The sequence below is a fragment of the Flavobacterium fluviatile genome (assembly GCF_010645065.1).
Taxonomy (GTDB): domain Bacteria; phylum Bacteroidota; class Bacteroidia; order Flavobacteriales; family Flavobacteriaceae; genus Flavobacterium; species Flavobacterium fluviatile.
In genome coordinates, this window is record NZ_JAADZW010000017.1 from 19149 (window position 1) to 44065 (window position 24917).

Below are 24917 nucleotides of genomic sequence, written 5' to 3' on the forward strand. Positions count from 1 at the left end.
CCAGGCAGGAAATCAAAGCGAATTTATGTTTAACAAATTAACTTATTACAATGAAAAATAATTCATTCAATAACGCCATGCTTTTTATCATGGCTATATCTGCATATGCTGCAAATGCTCAAATTAAAAACCAAAATGAAAACATACTTGACAGTCTCTATATTCAGGAAGTAGAATCCACAAAAGAACCTGTAAAAATTTTACATGCTGAACCTTTATACATTGACTTAATACGGGATCTTGGAGCCAGAAAAGGTGAAAAAGAATGGAATGTAGGTTTTGGACTTACTGATAAAAATTATTACGACGAATATCAGACACTCATAGAGTACGAATGGGCGCCAGTAAACCGATTAGGACTTGAAGTAGAATTGCCTTTTACCATTTATCCTTCCAGTAAAAATTCAGATGTCCCGGGGAGCAAACTTAATGGATTGAAACTCGCTGCACAATATTCATTTTTTATATCCGAAAAACTCAAAACATCAATGGCTATCGGATATATTCATGAATTTGAACTGACTGAATTTAACCGATACGGTGAAAGCAAATTATTTACAGGGAACAGCTATAATCCATTTTTTGTGATTGCAAAAAGATGGGGAAGCAATTTTCATACACTTCTTTACACAGGTCCCGTAGTAGAACATCATTTTGAAGATAATGCCATCTCCAACTCCTGGCAGATAAACACTAATTTTCATTACATGATTCCGGGCACCAAAAATTTTATTGGTGTCGAATTAAATAAAGAAGTTCATGAAAAAGATTTTGACATGACCATACGACCACAAATGAGAGTAGGTGTTGCAGAAAATCTGTTAATAGGCATTGTTACAGGAATTCCGATTAGTCGTGAAAACGAAAGATTCAGTACTTTTTTAAGGCTAATCTATGAACCGAAACATTAAAAATAAAAAGCCCCTGAGAAAAAGTATATCTCAGGGGCTTATTTCTAAATATAAGTTCTACCATTTGATAATGGCACTTGCCCAGGTAAATCCACTTCCAAACGCTGCCAGGACAACAGTGTCTCCAGATTTGATTTTCCCCTGCTCCCAGGCTTCTGTCAACGCAATTGGAATTGATGCTGCAGTTGTATTTCCGTACTTCTGGATATTATTATGCACCTGGTCATCTGTCAATTTGAATTTATTCTGAATGAATTGTGAAATCCTTAAATTCGCCTGATGCGGAATCAGCATATCAATATCTGATACATTCAAACCATTTTCTTCCAAACCTTCATTGATCACTTCGGCAAAACGAACAACTGCATTTTTAAACACAAACTGTCCGTTCATATAAGGATAATAACTTTCGTCATCAGGATCATTATCAGCAATAATATCAGTTACCCAGCGAGCGCCCATTCCCGGTGCCTGCAAAGCCAGTTCTTCGGCATGCTGGCCTTCTGAATGCAAATGTGTGGACAAAATTCCTTTTGATAAATCTTCTTCACGGCTTAAAACTGCCGCTCCCGCCCCGTCTCCAAAAATAACTGAAACCCCACGTCCTCGTGTTGTCATGTCTAATCCGGTTGAATGCACTTCGGAACCAATAACCAGAATATTTTTATACATTCCGGTTTTAATGTATTGATCTGCAACAGAAATAGCATAAACAAAACCTGAACATTGATTTCTTATATCTAATGCTCCAACTGTTCGTAATCCCAAATCACGCTGAACCAAGACACCCGGACCAGGAAAATAGTAATCAGGACTCAATGTAGCAAAAACTACAAAATCAATATCTTCTTTGGCAACGCCTGAACGCTCAATTGCTATTTTTGCCGCTTTTACTCCCATTGAAGTTGTGGTATCTTCACCTCGAATAATATGTCTTCTCTCCTGAATTCCGGTCCGTTCCTGAATCCATTCATCATTGGTATCCATAATCTTAGACAAATCCTCATTTGTCACCACATTTGAAGGAACGTAATATCCTAAGCCCGCTATTTTTGAATGATACATACTCACTTTTTTATTTGTTTAAAACTGGATTGCAAATTTAATTATACTTTAAAACATTGGTGGACAAATTACCATTTTTTTCGCGATTGACAATTTTCACTATCTTAAAAAACATTTTATTTTAAATTAACCCATTTTTAGAGACTGCCTCCTCAAAATGAGACAAAACAAAAACCCCTAAATAGTAAACAATTTAGGGGTTTCTCTTATAAATTTATTTTTTTAACCTTTTAGCCAGGCATTTCTAAGTTTTTCTTTTGAAGCATCTGTTGCTTTAAATGTTTCTGCTTCCTCGTAAGGTAATTTTACAGTTCCTTTTATAGTTTGCTCTGCTCCTGCTCTTTTTATCTTAACTGTTACCTGATCATTTTCTTTCCAGATTTCGCTCTCACCTATTAAGTCATAAATATTATCTAATGAATATGGTTTAGCATTTATTGACAAAATAACATCTCCCGGTTTTAAATTCAGATTAGTAAAGAACGGATTTAACTCAACATCAGGACGAACACTTATTTCTTTTGTTTTTGGATCTACTCCTATATACGGAACCTGTCCTTTCAGGAAAACTGAACCGGCTTTTTTCTCAGATGCTTTTGTCACGCCTACCTTAGCTAAATACTCATCATAAGGAATCGGAGTCGTTCCTGCAACATAAGTCTTCAAAAATTCTCCAACTTCAGGATACGTTAGTTTTGTAATTTTATCAAAAAGGTCTTCGTCGTTAAATGGTTTTTCAACACCATATTCTTCAGATAATTTATGCATCAGATCAAGAATTCCTCTCTCTCCGTTGCTTTTTTCCCTGATAATAATATCGATACACATTCCGATTAAAGCTCCTTTTTGATAAACATTCAAATATTGGTCTTTATAAGGCTGTTCCAATACATTTTTACTCATTACTGTAAAAGACATGGTATCGTTTAAAGTTTTTGCCTGTTCAATTTTATCAGCAATACGGGTATAAAATTCAGCTTCATCAATCAAGCCCTGATTAATCTGAAAAAGATTGGCGAAATATTCCGTCACACCTTCATACATCCATAAATGTTCAGACATTTTTGGAGCATTGTAATCAAAGTACTGAATTTCTTTAGAATGAATAGTTAATGGAGTTACAATATGGAAAAATTCGTGAGAGACCACATCTTTCATCGATTCAACCAATTTGTCTTTCGGCATCGATTCAGGTAAAACAACCGTAGTGGCTGTTGGATGCTCTAAAGCTCCGAAACCATGCGCATCATCTTTTGCCATACTTGACAAATACAGTAAGACTGTATATTTTTTAGTAGCGTTTACTTTGCCCAAAAAGTTTTTTTGTGCCGTCATCATTGTTTTCATTTCCGGCGTAATACTCTCGGCAGTAAATTTTCCGGTTGGAGAATAAACAGCAATAAGAATATCCATTCCGTTAACGTTAAAAGTTGTATAATCCGGCTTCGAATACATAATTGGATTCTCAACCAAAACAGCATAGCGAGGTGTTGTAAAAACATCGCTAGTTTTGCTTGCATCTTCATCAGTCATTGAAGTTGCTCCCCAAAGTGTTTCAGGATGTGTTATGGTAACTTTATAAGGAATGTCTAATTTATCCTGAAAATATCCAACAAATCCATGTGTGTTAACCATAAAGTTGACTCCTGCATTTATATTTGTTCCTGCAGGTGAAAACACATCATCATTACCAAAACCGGTTCCTTTTTCATTATCAAAAGTATCACCAACCATATAAGTTATTGTTTTTAACTTTTTTGCATCCGAAACGGACCAGGAATTATCATCGATTCTTTTTACGGTTAATGCATTTCCTTTAACATCAAAAGCTTTGAAACTATCTGAATATTTTCCGTAATTATCCGTAGAATATGTTCCCGGAACTGTTTTAGGAATGCTATAAATGATTTCATCCGTTTTTATCTCAGGTGCAGTAACTGTTACCAAAACTTTGTCATCTTTAACATCTGTAAGATTAATATTGACAGCCACATTGTTTACCCCGGCACCTGAAGTCCCTGTTTTACAGCTCCAAAATGCAACTGCAAGAGCTAATGTGCAAATTATTTTTTTCATTTATTAAAAGTTTAATTTTTATATGAGTCTTACAAATCGCAAAACTGTTACAGTAAAGATATAAATAAAAAAACTCCTGAAATTCAGGAGTTTTCATTTAGTCTAATTTATTTTTTATATAATATTTTCCGTCCAAATCTTCATCAAAATCGTCTATTTTTACTGGTTTTGGCTTTGGTTTATTTGCGATTGCCTTCTTTTTCCACATCTCAAATTTTTCAAGAGGCATTTTCTTTTTCATTATTTCCAGAACTTCTTTTTCTGACAATCCAAATTCTTTCTTTATAATTTCGAATGGATTTCTCTCTTCTAATGCCAACGAAACAAGCTTTTCAGTTTGTTCCCAATTCAACTCTTTGCGGTTACTCTTTTTCATCACGTGAAAATTAATTCAAAATAGAGGTTAATGATTAATAGATTGATTTTCAATTTCAGTATCAATATTAATAAAAAAAATAATTAGTTGATCAGATTGAGTATATTTTTTTTACTCATTTTAATATTTTTTTACAGTATGTGAATTTTAAGAAATATGTTTGTAAATTTTTCAGTTTTACGTTTTTTCTTTTACTGGTATGCAGTTTTAAATACAGGCTTAATGTAATTTTAAACAGATTTGGCAATCTACATTCCAAAAAAAACAGAAAACCCAATTATACGTCTGGATTTTCCTCCTGTTTTTTAAATTATAAAATTATTCATCTGAATTATTTTGCAATAAAGTTTTATAAATAATTCCTGCGATTATTGCTCCCAATATTGGTGCAGCCCAAAACAGCCAAACCTGCGACAAGGGTTCTCCACCAGCAAAAATTGCCTGAGACAACGATCTTGCCGGATTTACTGAAGTATTCGTAATTGGAATACTAATCAAGTGAATCAATGTTAAAGCTAAACCGATGGCAATACCACAAAAATTAGTATTTGCGCATTTATCTGAAGCCCCTAAAATTACCAATAGAAAAAACAAGGTAAGCACAAATTCAGCTATGAAAGCTGATGACATAGAATACCCATCCGGCGAAAATGCCCCAAAACCATTAGAGGCGAAAGCTCCGGCTTTTGTATTATCTATCGCATTACCCGCTTTTCCTGACCAGATTATAAACAATGTTCCTGCAGCAGCAAGAGCACCAATACATTGCGAAATGATATAAGGAATCAAATCTTTTACCGGGAATCTTCCTCCGGCCCACAATCCAATTGAAACAGCCGGATTAAAATGTCCTCCTGAAATATGCCCAACAGCGTAAGCCATTGTTAAAACTGTCAAACCAAATGCTAATGAAACACCTGCAAATCCAATTCCCAACTCAGGAATTCCAGCCGCGAAAAGAGCACTTCCACAACCTCCAAAAACAAGCCAATACGTTCCGAAAAACTCTGCAAATAATTTTTTCATAATAAATAATTTTAATTAATGGTTAATAATTAAAGGGTATATTGGTATGCCCACAAAATCAACAAAAGCTGTAATGGCATACGTAGCAATAAAATCCATTTTGGTAAACCAAAACCTGCCTTTTTGTTTTGGTACATGAAAAGATTTGCCGGAAACACAGCAATCAGCAAAGCTATAATTCCCCATGCTGCAAAATGTCTCAAAGGTGGCAGGATAAGAAGAATGCCCAAAATTACTTCTGCAGCTCCACTTAAAATATTTAATAATTTGGGGTTTGAAAAATAAGGAGGTATGATTTTAAGATACATTCCAGGAGATCTGAAATGATTAATTCCGGCAATAATATAAAGAAAAGCCATCAAACATAAATGCCAGGTTAAATTCATGATAATCAGTTTTTTACACGAATTTAATAATTTTCCAGGACTTTTATTATAAAGTGTGATTTTTTTTACAAATAGCGAAGGTCAATTATTTTTTTTGACATTAATATTCATTATAACAATAGCTAAAATAATCAGCACGATTCCAATCCATTGCAAAAAAACTACTTCCTCGTTTAATAAAACAAAAGCCATCATTACAGAAACAGGCAGTTCAAGTGCCGAAACAATGCTTCCTAATCCAATTCCCGTTAACGGAAAGCCCGCATTCATGAGCATAGGAGGTATTATAGTTCCGAAAAGAGAAAGCACAATGCCCCATTTCAGGAAAATTGAAAAATTAAAAGGCATATTTTGTGTTGCTAATGCAAAAGAAAAAACAATAACCGCGCCTCCTAAAAGCATGTACAAACTTCGTTGCGCAGATGAAATTTCAACAGCAACACGGTTTGCCGTAAACATGGTTGTAGTAAATGATGCAGCAGCCAGAATTCCCCAGCCAATTCCTCTCCAGTCTAATATAATGTCGTTTTTCAGAATATTAGTTGCCAGCACAGTTCCCATAAAAACTATTATAACAGCAATTATTTTTTGACGTGACGGGAGTTTCCTTTCCAATATCATTTCGAGCAAAACCCCCATCCAGACGGTCTGCATCAGCAAAACAATACCAATAGAAACCGGAATATACTTTACAGCCAGATAATAAAACAAACTCGTCATACCAAGTGAAGTTCCGGCCAGCATTAAACTAAATATATTTTTTGTCTTTGCTTTTACTACATTTTCTTTATGTTTTACTTTTTGAAAAGCATTAATTAGCAAAACACCTATAATCCCTAATATGAACTGAGAGGTTGTAACTTCGGCAGTTGTAAAACCTTCATTATAAGCCATTTTTACAAAAGTTGCCAGCATACCATAACTTGTAGCGCCTAAAGCAACCAGAAAAACTCCTCTCAGAACATTTTTTTGTGACATCTTTATTTGATTTTAAAAATTCAGCCAACAAAGATAGTGCATAGTTTTTAGCTCAGTGTTAAAAATTGAGAAAGCAAAAATTTAACTTTAAAGACCAATTGAATTTATTTCTTAAAAATTAAAACCTCCAATCTCCTTCATTTAAAAAATTTCTTTATTTTGCACCCAAATCGAAAAAACAATGAAAAAATCAATTATTGCATTTATTGCAATTGGCTTATTAGCTGTCGGATGTGATAAAAAAGAATCAACTGATGGTCTGCATCTTACAGGAAACATAAAAGGATTAAAAGAGGGAAAATTATACATTCAAAGATATAATGACACAGCTTTGGTAGCTATCGACAGTATTAAAATTGATGGGAATTCAGCTTTTGAAACCAATATAAAATTAGAATCACCAGAAATGCTGTATCTATTTCTGGATCGTGGAGTTACTAATTCATTAGATAATAACATTATGTTTTTTGCCGAACCAGGAAACGTAAACATCGATGCAAATCTTGATAATTTTATAAATGGTGCCAAAATTACGGGTTCAAAAAACCATGAATTATATGAAGAATACCTAAAAGTAGCTTCTCGTTTTAAAGATGAGAACCTTTCCCTGATTGAAGCAAAATTCAAAGCACTGAAAAGACAGGATCAAAAAGCTATTGACAGCATTATGGCAAGAGGTGATTCAAATATCAAACGAAAATATTTGTTTGCTACCAACTTTGCAATCAACAATAAAGATCATGAAATAGCACCCTATATTGCTTTAGCAGAAATTTACGATATCAATATTAAATTCCTGGACACCATTCAAAAATCGATGACACCTAAAGTGGCAAAATCATTCTACGGTAAAAAACTTACTAAGTATGTAAATGAAATTAAAAAAGAAGAAAAGAAATAATGTTTAAAGAATAACGAAAGGCCCGGAAAATATTTTCCGGGCCTTTCGTTATTTCAGCAATCCACTACCAATTGTTCGGAGCATCCTATAAAAAACAAAATCCTGCAAGCATTAAACTTACAGGATTTATTTTTACTTGTTGGTCTACTAGGACTCGAACCTAGAAAGACGGCACCAAAAACCGTAGTGTTACCATTACACCATAGACCAATAAAGTAGTGCGGTTAAGCGAGTGCAAATTTAAAGCTTTTTTTAGTTTGCGCAAACTTTTTGGTAAAAAAAATCAATTTTTTTATCATTTTTTTTCTTTTAAACCCGCCACATCACTGCAAATATTTAAAAAACAACAGGTTACTTCTATCAAATACTTTTGTAGAATTTTTTGTTAATGCTCGTTTCTTTACACAAAAAAACATTTTCTTTGTAAGATAGAAAACATACAAAATTTAACACCTGAATATGGCACAATTCAATTTCAATAAATGGAATACAATTATTGGTTGGTTTGCATTTGCAATCGCTTTAATCACCTATACACTAACTGTTGAACCAACCATGAGCTTCTGGGATTGCGGCGAATATATTGCTACAGCTGCCAAACTTGAAGTTGGCCATCCTCCCGGAGCACCTTTATTTCAAATGATGGGTGCGTTTTTTGCCATGTTTGCGATCGACAATCAGCATATTGCACTAATGGTAAACATGATGTCTGTTTTTTCAAGTGCTTTTACGATTTTATTTATGTTTTGGTCATCGTCAATGATTTTGAAAAAAATTGTAGCCCGTTTTGCTGAAATCGATCAAAATAATTCAATTGTAATCTTAGGAAGCTCTTTTGTTGGAGCTCTTGCCTATACCTTTTCAGACAGCTTTTGGTTTAATGCAGTGGAAGCCGAAGTTTATGCGATGGCATCCTTATTAATAGCATTGCTTTTCTGGCTGGGACTTCGTTGGGAGCAAGATATGGACAAACCAAAAGGAAACAGATGGCTGCTCATTATATCTCTTGTTGTAGGTCTTTCGTTTGGAGTTCATTTTATGGCATTATTAACTATTCCTGCAATTGGATTCCTTTACTTCTTTAAGCATTATGAAAAAGTCACTATAAAAAATTTCATTATTGGCAACATCGTAGTTATTGCAATTTTATTATTCATTTTCAAATTACTTCTTCCATTAACTATGGCATTCTTTGGCAAAACCGAAGTTTTCATGGTAAACAGCATGGGATTACCTTTTAACTCAGGAACCATTTTCGTTGCGTTGCTTTTTATTGCTTTCTTTTATTTTGGATTAAAATACACCAAACAAAAAGGATTTATTTTCTATAACACCATTATTTTATGCATTCTGTTTATCTTAATTGGTTTTTCTACCTGGATGATGCTGCCTGTACGTGCCAACGCCAATACAGTTATCAACGAAAATAAACCATCCGATGCCACAGAAGTTTTGGCTTATTACAATCGCGAGCAATACGGTGTAAATCCATTGTTTTATGGTCCACAATACACTGAAGTTTTTGCCGGACTGGATGAAAAAACGCCTTACCTGGATAAAAAACCAAACTACGAAAGAGATTATAAAACCGGCAAATACATCATTACCAACAATTACAAAAATGCAGAGCAAAATAGCGATGATAATCAAAAAACAATTCTGCCTAGAATGTGGAGTACCGAAAATGGACACATTCAGAATTATATCAATTTCACTAATCCGCCTCAGTTCAGAATAAATCCGAACTACCCTTACGAAGAGGATTTAGGAAAATACGGAATTGATGCCAATCAGTTGAGTGAAGATGAATACAATAAAGCCATTGCTCAATTACGTAACGAAGTTGAAAAAACAGTCCACGAATTCAGACAGGCTTATGCACAAAAACAAATTGACAACGAAGGTTATGTGAAATTCTTAAGAAGCTATAGTGATTATTTAATCATCGAAAAACCTTCAACCGTTGATAATTTCAGTTTTATGTTTGAATATCAGTTTGGATATATGTACTGGAGATATCTGATGTGGAATTTCGTAGGACGTCAAAGTGATGTTCAGGGGAAATATGACAATTTAGACGGTAACTGGATTAGCGGAATTAAACCGTTAGACACCTTGCATTTAGGATCTCAGGATAATCTACCTTCAGACGTTTTAAATAATAAAGGACGTAATGCTTATTATTTCCTTCCTTTCATTTTAGGCTTAATCGGAATAATGTATCATGCTAATAAAGATCTTAAAAGTTTCTATGTTCTTTTAGTATTATTTTTATTTACGGGTATTGCACTTAAAATCTATTTGAACGAAAGACCTTTTGAACCTCGTGAAAGGGATTATGCCCTGGTGGGCTCCTTCTACGTTTTTGCAATCTGGATAGGCTTTGGAGTTTATTCTTTATATGAAACTATTCAAAAATACTTAGCACCAAAAATTGCAGGTCCGGTAATTATTGCCGGAAGTTTATTAGCAGCTCCTGTTTTAATGGCTTCTCAAAACTGGGACGATCATGACAGGTCAGGCAAATATACAGCTGTAGCAATGGCAAAAGCGTATCTGACTTCATGCGATAAAGACGCTATTTTATTTACAATTGGAGACAATGATACATTCCCATTATGGTATGCACAAGAAATCGAAGGTATTCGCACTGATGTAAAAATTGTAAATACAAGTCTTTTCATGACTGATTGGTATATCGATCAGATGAAAGCTAAGGCGTACGAATCCGACCCATTACCAATCTCATTCAAACATGATGAGTATGTTGGTGATAAATTAGATTATGTAGCCCACATTCCAAAAGTAGAAACCCGTTGGGATATTAATGACTTTATTACTTTTATTAAACACCCAAAATCAACTGTTGGGTTACAAAATGGACAAACCATTCACTTTTTTCCAACAAATAAAATCAGAATTTCTGTTGATAAGAATACCATCATCAAAAACAAAGTAGTCAATCCTAAATATAACGACTCTATTGTGCCTTATATGGATATTGACATCAAAGGAAGTGCTATATATAAGAATCGTTTGATGATGCTGGATATTTTAGCAAACAACAACTGGAAAAGACCAATCTATTTTAGCGGTGGTGCTTTTGACGATGAAGATTATTTATGGCTGAAAGATTATCTTCAATTAGACGGAATGGTTTATAAATTGGTCCCAATAAAAAACACTCCTTCAAAAGACGGAGGCCCAATGGACATGGGTCAGATTGACGCTGATAAAATGTACAACATCGTAACAAAATGGGATTGGGGCAACAGTAACGGAAATATTTATCACGATCCTGAAACAAGACGAAACAGTATTACTTATCGAACAAATCTCTCCCGTTTAATGAATCAGCTTATTGCTGAAGGTAAAATTGATAAAGCGAAAAACATCATCAATCTTGCTATGACAAAAATGCCATTGAATCAATATGGATACTATTCTTTAGTAGAACCTTTTACAAGTGGCTATTATAAAGTGGGAGAAAAAGGAAAAGCACAGGATTTGTTAAACAAACTGGTTCAGAAATACAAAGAGAATCTTAATTATTATGCAACTCTAAGCGGAGCTGATCAGTCTGATTTAGCCATTGATATCATAACAGATATTGAACGCTACAGAAGCCTGCTTCAGGTTATGAAAGAAAACAAAGACCTGCTTTTTTACGAGAATCACAAAAAGACTTTCAATACTTATGTAAATGTTTTTGAACGTTTTGGACGTGAAAAAGAATAATAATATACGAAAAATATATTAATTAAAAAAATGCAGCGCTGTTAGTTAAATAGCGCTGCATTTTTTAATTTTACATATCTCTAAAATGTTTCCAAAATGAGTTTTTACTGGGTCAAAACCAATTCATTCATTAAAAGGATATTTTCTAAATATTGTTGGGATATTCCAAACAAAGAAAAGAAAATATATCTCACATTTGATGATGGGCCAACTCCTGAAATTACGGATTGGGTTCTAACTGAATTAAAGAAGTTTGACGCAAAAGCCACATTCTTTTGTATTGGAAAAAACATCAAAGCTAACTTAGCCTTATTTGAAAAATTAATAACCGACGGGCATTCTATCGGCAATCACACTATGAATCATGTAAACGGCTGGAAAAGCCATACTGATGATTACATTGAAAACGTTCAAAATTGTGCTGCTGTTTTAGAAGAAGAGAAAACATCTAACCTGATATTTCGCCCTCCTTACGGGAAGATAAAAAAAGCGCAATCTAAAATTCTACGAAAATTAGGTTACAAAATTGTAATGTGGGATGTTTTAAGCGCCGATTTTGACCAGAGTATTACTCCTCAAAAATGTCTTGAAAATGTTATAAAAAATGTAACATCAGGAAGTGTGATTGTATTTCATGATAGTATAAAGGCTTCGCAGAACTTAAAATTTGCACTTCCTAAAACTTTACATTTTTTAAAAGAAAATGGATATGATTTTGATGTTATCAGATAAGCACAATAACAAACAATAGAATTATTATATACCAAATTGTTCCTGAACAATTCCTATGATGGTATTAGCATCCAGCTCACCTGACTGCCTCCATATCATTTGCCCTTCTTTATAGATCATCAGGGTAGGAAGTCCTTTTATCCTTAAAGCTTCTGCGAGTTCCTGATTTTTATCCACATCAATTTTGATTACCTTGGCTTTATCACCAAGTGCAGCCGCAACATCCTTAATAACAGGATGCATAGAAACTGAGGATTCATTCCAGTCTGTGTAAAAATCGATTAACACAGGAACCTGTGCATTTATTAGTTCTCCAAATTTTGACATAAAACCAAAAATTTAAATTTTTAAATCTACTAAAAAGAGATTACCATTATACAAATGTAGCATTTTTACCGAATTAAGCCACATTGTTGCCCTTTTTTAGTTCAACAACTGTGATTTCAGGCATAATTCCAACCCGCCCAGGATAGGCATGAAAACCAAATCCTCTGTTCACATAAACATATCTTCCTAAATTTTCATATAACCCCGCCCATTGTTTATAAATATATTGTGCCAGACTCCATTTAAAATAACCCGGAATTTCAATACCAAACTGCATTCCGTGCGTATGTCCTGAGAACGTTAAGTGAAAATTTTTAGGATGCTCTTTAATTTCTGCGTCCCAATGACTCGGGTCATGACTCATCAGTATTTTAAAATCTTCCTGAGCGACTTCAGCAGCAGCTTTATTTAAGTCACCGGCTTTTTTAAAATTCACTCCCCAGTTCTCTACTCCAATCAAAGCAATTTTATCATTCCCTTTTTGAATATAAGTATGTTCGTTAAGCATTAATCTAAATCCAATTTGTCCATAGAGATCCTTAATCGACTGAAAATTTTCACTCTTTTGCTTCTCCGATGGCCAGGTAACGTATTCACCATAGTCATGATTCCCTAAGATAGCAAATTTTCCGTATTTATATTCTTTAATTCGGTTAAAAACATCAATCCAGGGATGCATTTCTTTAGCATGTGTATTCACAATGTCCCCTGTAAACAAAATCATATCTGATTCCTGTTCATTAATGAGGTCAATAGCATAACTTATTTTTTCAGGATTATCAAAACTTCCGCTGTGCACGTCTGAAATTTGAGTAATTTTAAATCCGTCAAAAGCATCAGGTAAATCAGGAAAAAGAATGGTTTGTTTGAATACTTTAAAATTATATTTCCCTTCAAAAATCCCATAAATCAAAGACAGAAACGGAACAGCTGCCAAACCCAGAGCCAATTGACTCACAAATCTACGCCGTTCAGGCATCATTTCTCTTCTTGGCACATTGTACATGAAATAGTTCAAAATGCTGGCTCCAATTCTAAAAATATCTTCTCCAAATAAAATTAGCGTAATTACAATTTTAGGAACATACACCAACAACATTAACCCCATGGTAAACATGGTATATCTGGTCTGACCAACAGAACGGTCAAATTGCGTAAAAGAATAGACAATAAAAACTAAAAGTAATACACTAATAACCTGATAAGCTATTAAAACCCATCTCAACTTGATTAAAGTACGAAAGGCCTGGTAGGAATAGAACTCAATAAGTAAAAAAAGAGCACACAGAATTACAAAACGAAGAATCATTATTTACAGTTTTAAACAAAGTAACAAAGAATGAAAATTTTAACGCTTTTTATTATCAAAATTTTAACTACTATGAGAAGCGATTTTATAATATTATTTCAATATTTAAATTAACAGCGAGACCTCAACATAAATTCAAACAACAAACTGTTTTTTAAAACCCAATTGTTTATTTTTACAGACTAATATTTTTTATATGTCAACTCAAAAACGACTTTTTCTTTTAGACGCTTATGCTTTAATTTTTCGTGGATATTATGCTTTTATAAAAAATCCGAGAATCAACTCCAAAGGCATGGATACATCAGCAATCATGGGTTTCATGAACTCACTTTTGGATGTCATCAAACGAGAAAAGCCGGATCATTTGGCCGTAGCCTTTGATAAAGAGGGAAGCACTGTAAGAACCGAAATGTTTTCTGACTATAAAGCCAATCGTGACGCAACTCCTGAGGCTATCAAAATTGCGATTCCATACATTCAGGATTTACTAAAAGCCATGCATATTCCCATTATTGAAATTGCCGGATGTGAAGCTGATGATTTGATTGGAACCATTGCCAAACAAGCCGAAAAGCAGAATTACAAAGTGTTTATGGTAACGCCCGATAAGGATTTTGCCCAGTTGGTTTCTGAAAACATTTTCATGTACAAACCTGCCAGAATGGGTAACGGAATTGAGATTTGGGGAATCCCTGAAGTTCTGGCAAAATTTGAGGTAGAAAGACCGGAGCAGGTAATAGATTTTCTGGGAATGATGGGCGATGCAGTTGACAACATCCCGGGACTACCCGGTGTTGGTGAAGTCACTGCTAAAAAATTCCTCAAAGAATTCGGCTCGATGGAAAACCTTTTGGAAAATACACATTTACTGAAAGGCAAAATGAAAGAAAACATTGAGGCTAATAAAGAAAAAGGGATTCTTTCTAAAAAACTGGCTACCATAATTTGCGATTGCGATGTTGTTTTTAATGAAGACGACTATGAACTTTCACGCCCCGATATAGAAAAAACAGATGCTATTTTTCAGGAATTGGAATTTAGAAGAATGGCGGAACAGTTTGATAATTTGTTTAAAACTGGCGGCAGTAATGAATTAGCAAACAACACACCTGCTGATAACAAATTATACAAAAAACCACAACCCAAAAATGAAGACCAATTTGATCTTTTTGGAGCAGGAAGTTCTGATGAAAATACCGAAACGGAAAGGACTTCGTTTTATAACACTTTAGAAAACACACCTCACTCGTATCAGCTTGTTCAGGGTGATTTAGGAATTAAACTGCTCCTGCAAAATTTACAAAAGCAGAGTTCTGTTTGTTTTGATACCGAAACAACTGGCTTAGACGCTTTACATGCAGAATTGGTAGGGATTTCATTTTCTTATGAGAAAGGAAAAGGATACTATGTACCGTTTTCTGAAAGTCAGGAAGAAGCTCGTATTTTAATTGACAAATTCAGACCTTTTTTTGAAAACGAAAATATTGAAAAAATTGGTCAGAATTTAAAATACGATTTGAAAATTCTTTCTAATTATGGTATCACCGTTAAAGGAAAACTTTTTGATACCATGATTGCGCACTATCTGATCAATCCGGATATGCGTCATAATATGGATATTTTAGCAGAAACTTATTTGAAATATTCTCCTAAGTCAATTGAAACTTTAATTGGCAAAAAAGGAAAAAATCAAATTTCGATGCGCGATGTTGCTCTGGAAGAAATTAAGGAATATGCTGCAGAAGATGCAGATGTGACTTTACAATTAAAAGAAATTTTTACCACGGAATTAGATAAAACAGAAACCAAAAAGTTATTTGAAGACATTGAAATTCCATTGGTAAGCGTTTTAGCTGCAATGGAAACAGAAGGAATTCGTCTGGATGTTGAATTTTTAAAATCAATGTCTACTGAAATGGATGCTGAAATTAAAACTTTGGAACAAAATATCTACGAAACTGCCGGAGAGAAATTTAATCTGGCCTCTCCAAAACAGCTTGGTGATATTTTATTTGACAAACTAAAAATTGGAGGTGCAAAGCAAAAGAAAACCAAAACTGGGCAATATGCTACCGGAGAAGAAGTTTTGACTTATCTGGCAAATGACAATCCGATTGTGAAAGAAATTCTGGAGTGGCGTCAGATGGTAAAACTACAAAGCACTTACATTCTTGCTTTGCCGGAACAAGTTGATAAAAAAACTTTACGTGTTCATACTGATTATATGCAGACTGTTGCCGCTACAGGACGTTTGAGTTCTAACAATCCAAACCTGCAGAACATTCCGATTCGTACTGAAAGAGGCCGTCAGATCCGTAAAGCTTTTGTCGCACGTGACGAAAACCACACTTTAATCTCTGCCGATTACTCACAAATAGAATTACGAATCATTGCCGCATTAAGTGGCGAAGAAAATATGATCAAAGCGTTTCAGGACGGAGAGGATATCCACAGAGCAACAGCGGCAAAAGTTTTTAATGTTCCTTTAAATGAAGTTTCACGCGAACAAAGAAGCAATGCCAAGACTGTAAACTTCGGAATTATCTATGGTGTTTCAGCTTTTGGATTAAGCAATCAGACTTCTTTATCAAGAAGTGAAAGCGCTGCTTTGATTGAAGCGTATTACAACACCTATCCAAGGTTAAAATCATATATTTCAGATCAGGTTGAATTTGCCCGTGAAAATGGTTATGTGCAGACGATTTTAGGCCGTCGTCGTTATTTGAAAGATATCAACTCTGCAAATGCTGTTGTAAGAAGTGCTGCTGAACGAAATGCCGTTAATGCTCCAATTCAGGGAAGCGCCGCAGATGTGATTAAAATTGCAATGATTAACATTCACAAAAAGCTTCAGGAAGAAAACTGGAAGTCAAAAATGCTGCTTCAGGTGCATGATGAGCTTGTATTCGACGTTCATAACGACGAATTAGATAAAATCCAGCCAATGATCAAATACGAAATGGAAAATGCCTTTAAAATGACGGTTCCTCTTGAGGTTGAAATTGGCTTAGGTAGTGACTGGCTCGAAGCACATTAAAATTTGATTTGACACAAAACAAAAAACCATCACAAAAGTGATGGTTTTTTTTGAGCCGATAGAGGGACTCGAACCCACGACCTGCTGATTACAAATCAGCTGCTCTAGCCAGCTGAGCTACATCGGCCTGTTTAACGGGTGCAAAGATAAAATTGTTTTTTATATTTCCAAAATAAATTTTGCACCTCTCTTTATAATTAAAAAACCATCACATTTCTGTGATGGTTTTCGTTTGAGCCGATAGAGGGACTCGAACCCACGACCTGCTGATTACAAATCAGCTGCTCTAGCCAGCTGAGCTACATCGGCCTCATTACGGGTGCAAATATAAAGCGGTTTTTGGTTTTGCCAAAATAAATCTGCACTTTTTTATACTTTTTTTCGCTTATAATGCGTTGATTTTTTCAATCAATTGATTAGCAGTTTGTTCTAATTCAACGTTGATTTGTTTAAAATGTGCTTTTTTATTTTCAACGTTTTTTGCGTTCACTTTTGTAATCAAGTTATCAAATGCAGCAATAGCTTCATCGATTAAAGCATTCGTTTCCGGAGTAGGATTTCCCGTTGTAGACATCTCAAACAAATAAACTGCTTCAATAATATCCCCTAATACGAAATTGATGTCTTTCTTTAAATTTTTAACGTTTGCCATTTTTATTTTAATTTTAATTTGCGTCTGCAAAAGTACACATAATCTTTATATTACAAGCTAAGAAATGTAAATTTCTAAAATTGAAGCATTTCCATTCAAAACAAATGCATTTATCTCTGCAGGAACCAAAACAGTATCACCTTTTATATATGATTCTTTAAAACCATCGTATTGAATTTCAAAACTCCCTTCAATACACATATAAACAGTAAATGTTTCACCAGATTTAGAAACCTCAACTTTATTTTCTAACGGAATAAAATTGGTTGTAAAATAAGGACAATCAACAACTACATTAGATGTATTTGTTTTTGTTTCGTATTTCTTTTGTGTATCTACTTTATTGTAATTGATTGCATCCAGCGCTAAATCCACGTGTAATTCCCTAGTATTTCCCTGTGCATCTTTACGATCAAAGTCATACAAACGATAAGTTATGTCTGATGTCTGCTGGATTTCAGCCACAACTAACCCTGCTCCTATTGCATGTACTGTACCGGTTTCTAAAAAGAAAACATCTCCTGATTTCGCATTAACAGTATCTAAAATAGAAACTAAGCTTTTGTCGTTTAAATGTTTTAAATATTCTTCTTTCCCTGAATCTTCTTTAAAACCAACAATAATTCTGGCATCAGCATCTGCCTGCATTACATACCACATTTCGGTTTTACCAAAAGAATTGTGTCGCTCTTTTGCTAATTTATCGTTTGGATGTACCTGAATCGAAAGATCTTCCCTTGCATCTAAATATTTGAACAAAAGAGGAAACTGTTTTCCAAAACGCTGGTAAACACTTGTTCCCAGAATTTCGTTTGGAGTTTCTTCGATAAGATCCATCAAAGATTTTCCTTTTAAAACACCGTTTGCCACAATGCTCACATCACCTTCTACAGTTGAGAGTTCCCAGCTTTCGCCGGTAATTTTTGAAGAGACTGGTTTATTTAATATCGTTTTAAGTTTTTCCCCGCCCCATATTCTTTCTTTTAGAATTGGCTGGAATTGCAAAGGATATAAATTAGATTTCATACTTTTATTTTAAGGCTAATATTTATAATTAAATAAAAAGGTACTATTATTTTCTCAAATCTACAACACCAATTCTTTAATTGTATCCAAAGCTTTTGGAATGTGGCTTGCAGCATTTAAACTGTCAAAAATCAAAATCACCACTCCATTTCTGTCAATTACATACGTCACTCTTCCTGGCAGAAGTCCAAATAAGTTGTTTTTAACCCCAAAAAGATGTCTCAGTTTTTTATCCTGATCTGAAAGCAGAATAAATGGCAATTCATGTTTTTTGGCAAATTTGTGATGTGATTTTACACTATCAGCACTAATTCCAATCACTTCAGCGCCTAGATCTTTAAAATCTTCATATTGATCCCTGAAACTACAGGCTTCTGTTGTACATCCTGGTGTATTATCTTTGGGATAAAAATAAATCACAAGTGGCTTTCTGCCCAAAACACTTTGGCTTTCAAAAACTTCCCCATGACTATCTTTTGCAGTAAAATTCGGAACTATATCTCCTATTTTTAACGACATTCTTTATTCTCCTTTATAAGTTACAAAATTGCGGTCCGTTTCATTCAAAACGATCTCCAAATCAAAATCGGGTTGAATTCTTTTTCTAATTTTATTCCATATCACAACGGCAATATTTTCTGCAGTCGGATTCAAATCCTGAAATTCCGGAACATCCAGATTCAGGTTTTTGTGATCAAACGGAATTTCTACTTCTTCGAGTATAATATCCGCTAATACTTTCACATCTAAAACAAAACCAGTTTCCGGGTCAATTTTTCCTGTAACACTTACTGTTAAACCATAATTATGACCATGAAAATTGGGATTGTTACATTTTCCAAAAACGGCATCGTTTTTTTCAAATGTCCAGTCTTTCCTGTACAATCGATGTGCAGCATTAAAATGCGCTTTTCTTGATATGGTTACTTTCATTTGGTTATGGTTAATAGGTTTTAAATCTTATGGCCCTCTAAATAATGATAAAATTCATCAAAAATTATTTTAAACCAAACAGTATAAATTTCGGGCTGTTTTTCAATATCTTCTTTTATGTCTTCTATTTTCATCCATTTCCAATCCTCCACCTCTTCTGGATTAATCGCAGGATTTTCATTATGATAGCCAATCATTACGTGATCAAGTTCATGTTCAGTCAGTCCATTATCAAAAGGTGCTTTGTATATAAAGTGAAACAGTTCTTTTAAGTCTGTCTGAAAACCCATTTCTTCAAACAGTCTTCTGCTTCCTGCTTCGATATTGGATTCTCCTTCACGCTGGTGACTGCAACATGTATTGGTCCAAAGCAAGGGTGAGTGATATTTTTGGTGAGCACGCTGCTGGAGCATAATTTCATTTTTATTATTTAAAATAAAAACGGAAAATGCGCGATGTAAAACTGCTTTTTCATGTGCTTCTAATTTTGGCATTAAGCCAATTTGCTCATCATTTTGATTAACTAATATTACGTTTTCTTCTGTCATAGGGCGTGTTGATTTAACAAAAATACGAAAAAAGAATTGGCTGGAAAATCTTAGAAAAGATTGTGAAAAGTTTAACTGACAGGAAATTTTGCATCCATTTTATTTCCAACACCATACAATTCTATTTTTACAAAAAAGCCTTCAATAACAGTATTTAAAACTATAAGCCTTTAATATACGTAGATAAACAAAAAGTTAAAACATACTTAAATATATCTGAATTGTAATTTACAGTCATTTATCCTTCAAATCTCATCGTATCTTTGAAAATCAGATTAATTCATTTAGAAAACTATGAAAACAAAAAAAATAATCTTTAGCCTTTGCTTTTTAATGTCGCTGTTTATCTTTCAGGCTTGCGGACAGTCAACAAAAAAGCAAAGTACAAAATCAGCTGCTATGGAAAATAAAATAGATAAACCCGGAAATCCTTATTATTCGAATACTGATTCAACAAAACTAAATATCACTGATGCCGAATGGAAAAAAGTCCTGCCAGAAGACGTGTATGCTGTAATGCGTGAAGCAGATACAGAAAGGCCTTTTACAGGAAAATACTGGAATACCGATGACAAAGGAACCTACTATTGTGCTTCATGTGGAAATAAACTTTTCAGATCGACAACAAAATTCGCCAGCAGCTGTGGATGGCCAAGCTTTTTTGAACAAGAGAACAAAAAAAGTGTAGTCTACAAAAACGATAATTCTTTAGGAATGGAAAGAATTGAAGCTCTTTGTGGCAGATGTGGCGGACATTTAGGTCATTTATTTGATGATGGGCCCGCACCAACAGGAAAACGTTATTGTATGAATTCGATTGCTCTTGATTTTATTCCTGATTCTAAATAATTAAAAAATGAAAAACATCTTATTAGTTTGCCTTTCTCTATTATCCTTAAATGCGTTTTCACAAAACTCTAATTCAAAAAAAGTTTCTAATCTGGAAACCATAACACTCGGAGGAGGATGCTATTGGTGCGTAGAAGCCGTTTATGAAAACCTGGACGGAGTTAAATCTGTTGTATCGGGTTTTTCAGGAGGTAATGTCACCAATCCAACTTATGAGCAAGTATGCACTGGAACCACAGGTCATGCTGAAGTTGTGCAGATTACTTACGATAAAAATGTAACAGACATTAATGAAATTTTTAAGGTTTTTTTTACTGTTCATGACCCTACAACACTTAACAGGCAAGGTGCTGACGTTGGTACTCAATACCGGTCTGTGATTTTTTACAAAAATGATGAACAGAGAAAAGCCGCTCAGAGTATTATTGCAGAACTTAATAAAGCAAAAGTATATGATAATCCGATTGTAACAAAAATACAGGCTTTTACAAAATTCTACAAGGCAGAAGATTATCACCAGAATTATTACGCAAATAACAAAAATCAGCCGTACTGCAAAATGGTTATTCAGCCTAAAATAGAAAAATTTGAAAAAGTTTTTAAAACTAAATTAAAAAAGAAGTCATAAAAAAACTCCTTTATTATTTTAGTATCAATAAAAAAGTCTGCATCGTTTTATTTGATACAGACTTTTTCTATTATATACGAGAACTTCTTAGTGACTAACATCTAAAGAGTAAAACTTGACATTTGCAAATGCGCCAGTTTCATCACCCTGAAGATTACATCCTACAGTAAAATAGTTATCAAATGAATTCCATAACTTGTAGTCTCCTCCTGAGTATACCTTTTTCTCGCCGTTCACACTGACTTCCATTTTGCCGTCAGAAATTTCAATTTGAAAATTAAATTTATCAAAATCTACTTTATTTTTAAAAGTATAGCCGTCATCATCAATCCAGGAATCTTCTTTTAACATGTCAACTCCGGTAATAGATGGATCAGCTAATCTTTTTGATCTTAATTTCACATATCCATTATCCCAAAAAACTTTTAAAATCGAAGGCGCACTTTTGTCCTTTGCACCAATTTGGTTAACCTGATCTTCTTTTAGTCTTCCTCCGATCTGAGCAAATATGATACGTGGATACTGATCATTTTTTTTAGAAATCTCTCCCATTTTTATTGATGCTTTTAATTTAGCCCCTTGCTTAAAAGACCAGCCTGCATCACCCCCAAATGAATTTTGTTCTTTTAAATCTGTTTTATTAAAAGATCTTTTAGACTTAATAGATGGATAAACATAAAAAACTAAAGATCTATCCGTCAAATCATTAAACATAAATTTAGTAATTTCTACATTTTCAGCATAATCCAAAATTTTTGGTGCCTTATAAGTTGTTACTGATCCTTCAGGAATTGTTAATTTCCATAAGGTTAAATCTATTTTCGGCGCTTTTTGAGCATGAAGTATAAAAGTAGTACTTGTTAATAATAATAAAAGATAAGTTCTAATTTTTTTCATTTTTTGCTGTTTTTGGATTAAAATAAATTGTAAACTCGACACAAAGAAAATGCAGTAATAATTTTAAAACATTTTGAAAGTTCTACAAAGAAAAATATGCAAATGCCTTTGTAATCGATTGCATAAAATTATATTTTTTTTTTAATTTCAATATATTTTTTCAAAAAAATTTTTCTATTTCTTAAAAAAATAAGCGTAAAAATGTTTTTTTATAAAAAAAAGTCAAAACATAGCAATTTTAAATAAGAAAAAAACATCATAAAGATCAAATCATTGAAGATTTTCAAAGAGAATTTTACGACGAAATGATTTAAAAAACTTCTTATTTTTTATATACCATTGAATTACAAAGTAATTACATACAAAAAAAATGGTTTTGATTTAGGATTAAATTTAAAAAACACAAAATACAATAGAAGTACTTGACGTAAAACTGAAACCTTAGGTATGTTACACTATGATAAATCCTAAAATTGTTTTGTTACCCGAACTATTGTGCAGCAAAAAAAATAAGAAATTATTCAGCAGATGATTAAAATATTTTTTAAAATCCGGAGCAGGCTTCAAATAAAACTGAATGTGAATAAACATATTCTAATTCCTGGCTCATTAACCCTTTAGACAAAACTCCAATGTCAAGTTTTTTTTTATAAAGCTCATTCAAAACTTAATAAACGTTTTCCAAACCTTCTTTTTGATTTCTTCCTGCCTCTTCATGATTAAATGAAGTTGGAAAGAATATAAAGTTACCCAAACAGAATCGTGAACTCCTTTTATATTTAATTCAATTTATTGGACTCATGATATAAGCATGCTTAAATTGAATCAATTACATCACAAGAAATTATAGATTGCGGACTTTTATTTTGACCAAATTATTCGAAAAGAAGTTTTTTTACTGAAAATTTATTTTAAAGATTCAGCAATCATCAAGGCGCATTTTTCCCCATCAATTGCAGCAGAAATGATTCCTCCGGCATACCCCGCTCCTTCTCCGCAAGGATATAAACCTTTTATTTGTAAATGTTCAAAAGACAAAGGATCTCTAGGAATACGCACTGGAGATGAAGTTCTGCTTTCCGGTGCATGCAAAATGGCTTCATTGGTTAAGTAGCCCCGCATTGATTTTCCAAATTCCTGAAAACCCTGACGCAGAATCTGCGATAAAAAACCAGGAAAAACCTGTCCCATTTCTACTGAAGTCGTTCCGGGAACATAGGATGTTTTAGGAATATCTGCTGAAACTTTATTTTGTGTAAAATCAATCATTCTTTGTGCCGGAACTTTTTGAGTTCTTCCTGCTAACTGCCATGCCTTTTGTTCAATACTTTTCTGAAATTCCATTCCGGCAAGGGCACCAAATTTAGCAAAAGGTTTAAAATCTTCTAATTTTAATTCCACCACAATTCCTGAATTTGCAGTTGCCTGATCACGTTTAGATGGCGACCATCCGTTTGTAACCACTTCACCCGGACTTGTAGCGCATGGTGCGATTACACCACCAGGACACATACAGAATGAATACATACCACGACCGTTTACCTGTTTTACGATAGAATATGGAGCCGGAGGCAAATGTTCACCGCGGTAATCACAACTGTATTGAATACTATCAATTAATTCCTGTGAATGTTCTGCCCGAACACCTAAAGCAAAAGGTTTAGCTTCTATTAAAATTTTCTTTTTATCTAGTAATTCAAAAATATCACGGGCTGAATGTCCCGTTGCCAATATCAATTTGCTGGCCAGGATTTTATCTCCATTCTGGGTTACTACTCCTTCTACTTCATTATTTTTCACTAAAATATCTGTTACTCTGGTATCAAACAAAACCTGTCCACCATATTCGATAATTTTATTGCGGATATCTTCAATAATTTTCGGCAATTTATTAGTTCCAATATGCGGATGTGCTTCTACCAAAATATCTTCAGAAGCTCCGAAAGCGACTAAAAGTTCTAAAATTCGTGTGACATCGCCTCGTTTTTTAGAACGCGTATATAGTTTTCCATCAGAATACGTTCCTGCTCCGCCTTCCCCAAAACAATAATTAGAATCTTCATTTACGACATGCTCCCGATTGATTGCTTTTAAATCACGACGGCGTCCGCGAACATCTTTCCCGCGTTCGAGTACAATTGGCTTTAAGCCTAATTCAACTAATTGTAATGCAGCGAATAATCCGGCCGGCCCTGCTCCGACAACAATGACTTCCTGCGCTTTTGAAACATCATTATAAACAGGAAGTCCAATTTTAGTTTCCTGAAAAGGCTCTCCTTTTAAATAGATAACTACTTTCAAATTGATTTTTATCGCTTTTTGGCGGGCATCAATTGATCTTTTCAAAATCGAAGTGTGTTGGATTTCGTGGGGAGAAACTTTAATTTGTTTAGACAAATATTCTTTAAGCAACGATTCGTTTGCTGCAATTTCGGGAGTTACCTGAAGTAAAAGTTCTCTTGGCATTGTATCTTTTTTAATCGATTAGCTTTTCTATTTATGAAAAGAACAGGCAAAAA

The 24917-nt window shown here is 33.9% G+C and carries 23 protein-coding genes and 3 tRNA genes; 7 read left to right on the forward strand and 19 right to left on the reverse strand.

The features are described 5' to 3' along the window. The first annotated feature begins 50 nt into the window (after window positions 1–50). Window positions 51–911 carry an HAEPLYID family protein gene (locus GXM17_RS15495; RefSeq protein WP_425280021.1) on the forward strand — a complete coding sequence of 287 codons (861 nt, stop codon included), beginning with the start codon at window positions 51–53 and terminating at the stop codon, window positions 909–911. Window positions 912–968: 57 nt separating this feature from the next. On the opposite strand, the gene GXM17_RS15500 is transcribed toward GXM17_RS15495, so the two are convergent. From GXM17_RS15500 to GXM17_RS15525, 6 genes are all read right to left on the reverse strand, one after another. After that, window positions 969–1976 carry a 3-oxoacyl-ACP synthase III family protein gene (locus GXM17_RS15500; RefSeq protein ID WP_163400234.1) on the reverse strand — a complete coding sequence of 336 codons (1008 nt, stop codon included), beginning with the start codon at window positions 1974–1976 and terminating at the stop codon, window positions 969–971. A 222-nt stretch (window positions 1977–2198) separates the two neighbouring features. Beyond that, entirely contained in the window at window positions 2199–4052 is a 1854-nt protein-coding gene (locus GXM17_RS15505) for a M61 family metallopeptidase (RefSeq protein ID WP_163400235.1), read from the reverse strand. A gap of 97 nt (window positions 4053–4149) precedes the next feature. Next, window positions 4150–4428 (reverse strand): DUF2805 domain-containing protein, encoded by a 279-nt coding sequence (locus GXM17_RS15510; RefSeq protein WP_007803893.1) that lies wholly within the window; start codon window positions 4426–4428, stop codon window positions 4150–4152. Window positions 4429–4746: 318 nt separating this feature from the next. After that, window positions 4747–5454 carry an aquaporin Z gene (gene aqpZ, locus GXM17_RS15515; RefSeq protein WP_163400236.1) on the reverse strand — a complete coding sequence of 236 codons (708 nt, stop codon included), beginning with the start codon at window positions 5452–5454 and terminating at the stop codon, window positions 4747–4749. Between the two features lie 29 nt (window positions 5455–5483). Further along, window positions 5484–5840, reverse strand: coding sequence for a DoxX family protein (locus GXM17_RS15520; protein ID WP_163400237.1), 357 nt, complete (start codon window positions 5838–5840; stop codon window positions 5484–5486). Between the two features lie 81 nt (window positions 5841–5921). Beyond that, window positions 5922–6818, reverse strand: coding sequence for an EamA family transporter (locus tag GXM17_RS15525; RefSeq protein ID WP_163400238.1), 897 nt, complete (start codon window positions 6816–6818; stop codon window positions 5922–5924). 181 nt (window positions 6819–6999) lie between these two features. Here GXM17_RS15525 and GXM17_RS15530 point away from each other — a divergent pair, with 181 nt between their 5' ends. Continuing rightward, complete coding sequence (locus GXM17_RS15530; protein ID WP_163400239.1) at window positions 7000–7719, forward strand: DUF4369 domain-containing protein; 720 nt, start codon at window positions 7000–7002, stop codon at window positions 7717–7719. A 139-nt stretch (window positions 7720–7858) separates the two neighbouring features. On the opposite strand, the gene GXM17_RS15535 is transcribed toward GXM17_RS15530, so the two are convergent. Further along, window positions 7859–7929: transfer RNA gene (locus tag GXM17_RS15535), tRNA-Gln, on the reverse strand. 249 nt (window positions 7930–8178) lie between these two features. Between GXM17_RS15535 and GXM17_RS15540 the strand changes: the two genes are divergently transcribed. Continuing rightward, window positions 8179–11457 (forward strand): glycosyltransferase family 117 protein, encoded by a 3279-nt coding sequence (locus tag GXM17_RS15540; RefSeq protein ID WP_163400240.1) that lies wholly within the window; start codon window positions 8179–8181, stop codon window positions 11455–11457. 96 nt (window positions 11458–11553) lie between these two features. Further along, window positions 11554–12189 carry a polysaccharide deacetylase family protein gene (locus GXM17_RS15545; protein WP_163400241.1) on the forward strand — a complete coding sequence of 212 codons (636 nt, stop codon included), beginning with the start codon at window positions 11554–11556 and terminating at the stop codon, window positions 12187–12189. Window positions 12190–12213: 24 nt separating this feature from the next. Here the strand turns inward: GXM17_RS15545 and GXM17_RS15550 are convergent, their stop codons facing one another. Together GXM17_RS15550 and GXM17_RS15555 are read right to left on the reverse strand one after the other, a co-directional pair. Beyond that, window positions 12214–12516 carry a thioredoxin family protein gene (locus tag GXM17_RS15550; RefSeq protein WP_163400242.1) on the reverse strand — a complete coding sequence of 101 codons (303 nt, stop codon included), beginning with the start codon at window positions 12514–12516 and terminating at the stop codon, window positions 12214–12216. Between the two features lie 73 nt (window positions 12517–12589). Further along, window positions 12590–13825, reverse strand: coding sequence for a metallophosphoesterase (locus GXM17_RS15555; protein ID WP_163400243.1), 1236 nt, complete (start codon window positions 13823–13825; stop codon window positions 12590–12592). A gap of 196 nt (window positions 13826–14021) precedes the next feature. Here GXM17_RS15555 and polA point away from each other — a divergent pair, with 196 nt between their 5' ends. Then, on the forward strand, window positions 14022–16865 hold the full coding sequence (polA, locus tag GXM17_RS15560) for a DNA polymerase I (protein WP_163400244.1): 2844 nt from the start codon (window positions 14022–14024) through the stop codon (window positions 16863–16865). Window positions 16866–16918: 53 nt separating this feature from the next. On the opposite strand, the gene GXM17_RS15565 is transcribed toward polA, so the two are convergent. The 7 genes from GXM17_RS15565 to idi all read right to left on the reverse strand — a co-directional run bounded on the left by GXM17_RS15565 (window position 16919) and on the right by idi (window position 20024). Next, window positions 16919–16992, reverse strand: a tRNA-Thr gene (locus GXM17_RS15565). 108 nt (window positions 16993–17100) lie between these two features. Then, window positions 17101–17174 (reverse strand) — tRNA-Thr (locus GXM17_RS15570). Window positions 17175–17250: 76 nt separating this feature from the next. Then, entirely contained in the window at window positions 17251–17517 is a 267-nt protein-coding gene (locus tag GXM17_RS15575) for a hypothetical protein (protein WP_163400245.1), read from the reverse strand. A gap of 57 nt (window positions 17518–17574) precedes the next feature. After that, a complete protein-coding gene (locus GXM17_RS15580) occupies window positions 17575–18543 on the reverse strand; it encodes a type I phosphomannose isomerase catalytic subunit (protein ID WP_163400246.1) in 969 nt (322 codons plus the stop codon). Window positions 18544–18603: 60 nt separating this feature from the next. Beyond that, window positions 18604–19062 carry a peroxiredoxin gene (locus GXM17_RS15585; RefSeq protein ID WP_163400247.1) on the reverse strand — a complete coding sequence of 153 codons (459 nt, stop codon included), beginning with the start codon at window positions 19060–19062 and terminating at the stop codon, window positions 18604–18606. A gap of 3 nt (window positions 19063–19065) precedes the next feature. After that, complete coding sequence (locus GXM17_RS15590) at window positions 19066–19476, reverse strand: 6-carboxytetrahydropterin synthase (protein ID WP_163400248.1); 411 nt, start codon at window positions 19474–19476, stop codon at window positions 19066–19068. A 20-nt stretch (window positions 19477–19496) separates the two neighbouring features. Beyond that, window positions 19497–20024, reverse strand: a complete 528-nt coding sequence (gene idi / locus GXM17_RS15595; protein WP_163400249.1) for an isopentenyl-diphosphate Delta-isomerase — start codon at window positions 20022–20024, stop codon at window positions 19497–19499. A gap of 294 nt (window positions 20025–20318) precedes the next feature. Here idi and msrB point away from each other — a divergent pair, with 294 nt between their 5' ends. After that, window positions 20319–20873, forward strand: coding sequence for a peptide-methionine (R)-S-oxide reductase MsrB (msrB, locus tag GXM17_RS15600; RefSeq protein ID WP_163400250.1), 555 nt, complete (start codon window positions 20319–20321; stop codon window positions 20871–20873). A gap of 7 nt (window positions 20874–20880) precedes the next feature. Next, the gene (gene msrA / locus GXM17_RS15605) at window positions 20881–21501 is read left to right on the forward strand and encodes a peptide-methionine (S)-S-oxide reductase MsrA (RefSeq protein ID WP_163400251.1); all 621 of its coding nucleotides are present in this window, start codon (window positions 20881–20883) and stop codon (window positions 21499–21501) included. 87 nt (window positions 21502–21588) lie between these two features. Here msrA and GXM17_RS15610 read toward each other — a convergent pair whose 3' ends face one another. From GXM17_RS15610 to GXM17_RS15615, 3 genes are all read right to left on the reverse strand, one after another. Further along, a complete protein-coding gene (locus GXM17_RS15610; protein ID WP_163400252.1) occupies window positions 21589–22398 on the reverse strand; it encodes a polysaccharide lyase family 7 protein in 810 nt (269 codons plus the stop codon). A 450-nt stretch (window positions 22399–22848) separates the two neighbouring features. Further along, window positions 22849–22989 carry a DUF7821 domain-containing protein gene (locus tag GXM17_RS22030; protein WP_482788939.1) on the reverse strand — a complete coding sequence of 47 codons (141 nt, stop codon included), beginning with the start codon at window positions 22987–22989 and terminating at the stop codon, window positions 22849–22851. 315 nt (window positions 22990–23304) lie between these two features. Beyond that, window positions 23305–24864 (reverse strand): NAD(P)/FAD-dependent oxidoreductase, encoded by a 1560-nt coding sequence (locus tag GXM17_RS15615; RefSeq protein ID WP_163400253.1) that lies wholly within the window; start codon window positions 24862–24864, stop codon window positions 23305–23307. Window positions 24865–24917 lie beyond the last annotated feature (53 nt).

Bases quoted from the DNA above. Each gene is read 5' to 3' on its own strand.
- GXM17_RS15520 (WP_163400237.1), bottom strand. From the start codon at position 5,840: ATGAATTTAACCTGGCATTTATGTTTGATGGCTTTTCTTTATATTATT.
- GXM17_RS15505 (WP_163400235.1), bottom strand. From the start codon at position 4,052: ATGAAAAAAATAATTTGCACATTAGCTCTTGCAGTTGCATTTTGGAGC.
- GXM17_RS15575 (WP_163400245.1), bottom strand. From the start codon at position 17,517: ATGGCAAACGTTAAAAATTTAAAGAAAGACATCAATTTCGTATTAGGG.
- GXM17_RS22030 (WP_482788939.1), bottom strand. From the start codon at position 22,989: ATGTTTATTCACATTCAGTTTTATTTGAAGCCTGCTCCGGATTTTAAA.
- GXM17_RS15615 (WP_163400253.1), bottom strand. From the start codon at position 24,864: ATGCCAAGAGAACTTTTACTTCAGGTAACTCCCGAAATTGCAGCAAAC.
- msrA (WP_163400251.1), top strand. From the start codon at position 20,881: ATGAAAAACATCTTATTAGTTTGCCTTTCTCTATTATCCTTAAATGCG.
- GXM17_RS15555 (WP_163400243.1), bottom strand. From the start codon at position 13,825: ATGATTCTTCGTTTTGTAATTCTGTGTGCTCTTTTTTTACTTATTGAG.
- GXM17_RS15585 (WP_163400247.1), bottom strand. From the start codon at position 19,062: ATGTCGTTAAAAATAGGAGATATAGTTCCGAATTTTACTGCAAAAGAT.
- GXM17_RS15590 (WP_163400248.1), bottom strand. From the start codon at position 19,476: ATGAAAGTAACCATATCAAGAAAAGCGCATTTTAATGCTGCACATCGA.
- GXM17_RS15510 (WP_007803893.1), bottom strand. From the start codon at position 4,428: ATGAAAAAGAGTAACCGCAAAGAGTTGAATTGGGAACAAACTGAAAAG.
- GXM17_RS15545 (WP_163400241.1), top strand. From the start codon at position 11,554: ATGAGTTTTTACTGGGTCAAAACCAATTCATTCATTAAAAGGATATTT.
- GXM17_RS15495 (WP_425280021.1), top strand. From the start codon at position 51: ATGAAAAATAATTCATTCAATAACGCCATGCTTTTTATCATGGCTATA.
- GXM17_RS15500 (WP_163400234.1), bottom strand. From the start codon at position 1,976: ATGTATCATTCAAAAATAGCGGGCTTAGGATATTACGTTCCTTCAAAT.
- GXM17_RS15550 (WP_163400242.1), bottom strand. From the start codon at position 12,516: ATGTCAAAATTTGGAGAACTAATAAATGCACAGGTTCCTGTGTTAATC.
- aqpZ (WP_163400236.1), bottom strand. From the start codon at position 5,454: ATGAAAAAATTATTTGCAGAGTTTTTCGGAACGTATTGGCTTGTTTTT.
- polA (WP_163400244.1), top strand. From the start codon at position 14,022: ATGTCAACTCAAAAACGACTTTTTCTTTTAGACGCTTATGCTTTAATT.
- idi (WP_163400249.1), bottom strand. From the start codon at position 20,024: ATGACAGAAGAAAACGTAATATTAGTTAATCAAAATGATGAGCAAATT.
- GXM17_RS15580 (WP_163400246.1), bottom strand. From the start codon at position 18,543: ATGAAATCTAATTTATATCCTTTGCAATTCCAGCCAATTCTAAAAGAA.
- msrB (WP_163400250.1), top strand. From the start codon at position 20,319: ATGAAAACAAAAAAAATAATCTTTAGCCTTTGCTTTTTAATGTCGCTG.
- GXM17_RS15610 (WP_163400252.1), bottom strand. From the start codon at position 22,398: ATGAAAAAAATTAGAACTTATCTTTTATTATTATTAACAAGTACTACT.
- GXM17_RS15540 (WP_163400240.1), top strand. From the start codon at position 8,179: ATGGCACAATTCAATTTCAATAAATGGAATACAATTATTGGTTGGTTT.
- GXM17_RS15525 (WP_163400238.1), bottom strand. From the start codon at position 6,818: ATGTCACAAAAAAATGTTCTGAGAGGAGTTTTTCTGGTTGCTTTAGGC.
- GXM17_RS15530 (WP_163400239.1), top strand. From the start codon at position 7,000: ATGAAAAAATCAATTATTGCATTTATTGCAATTGGCTTATTAGCTGTC.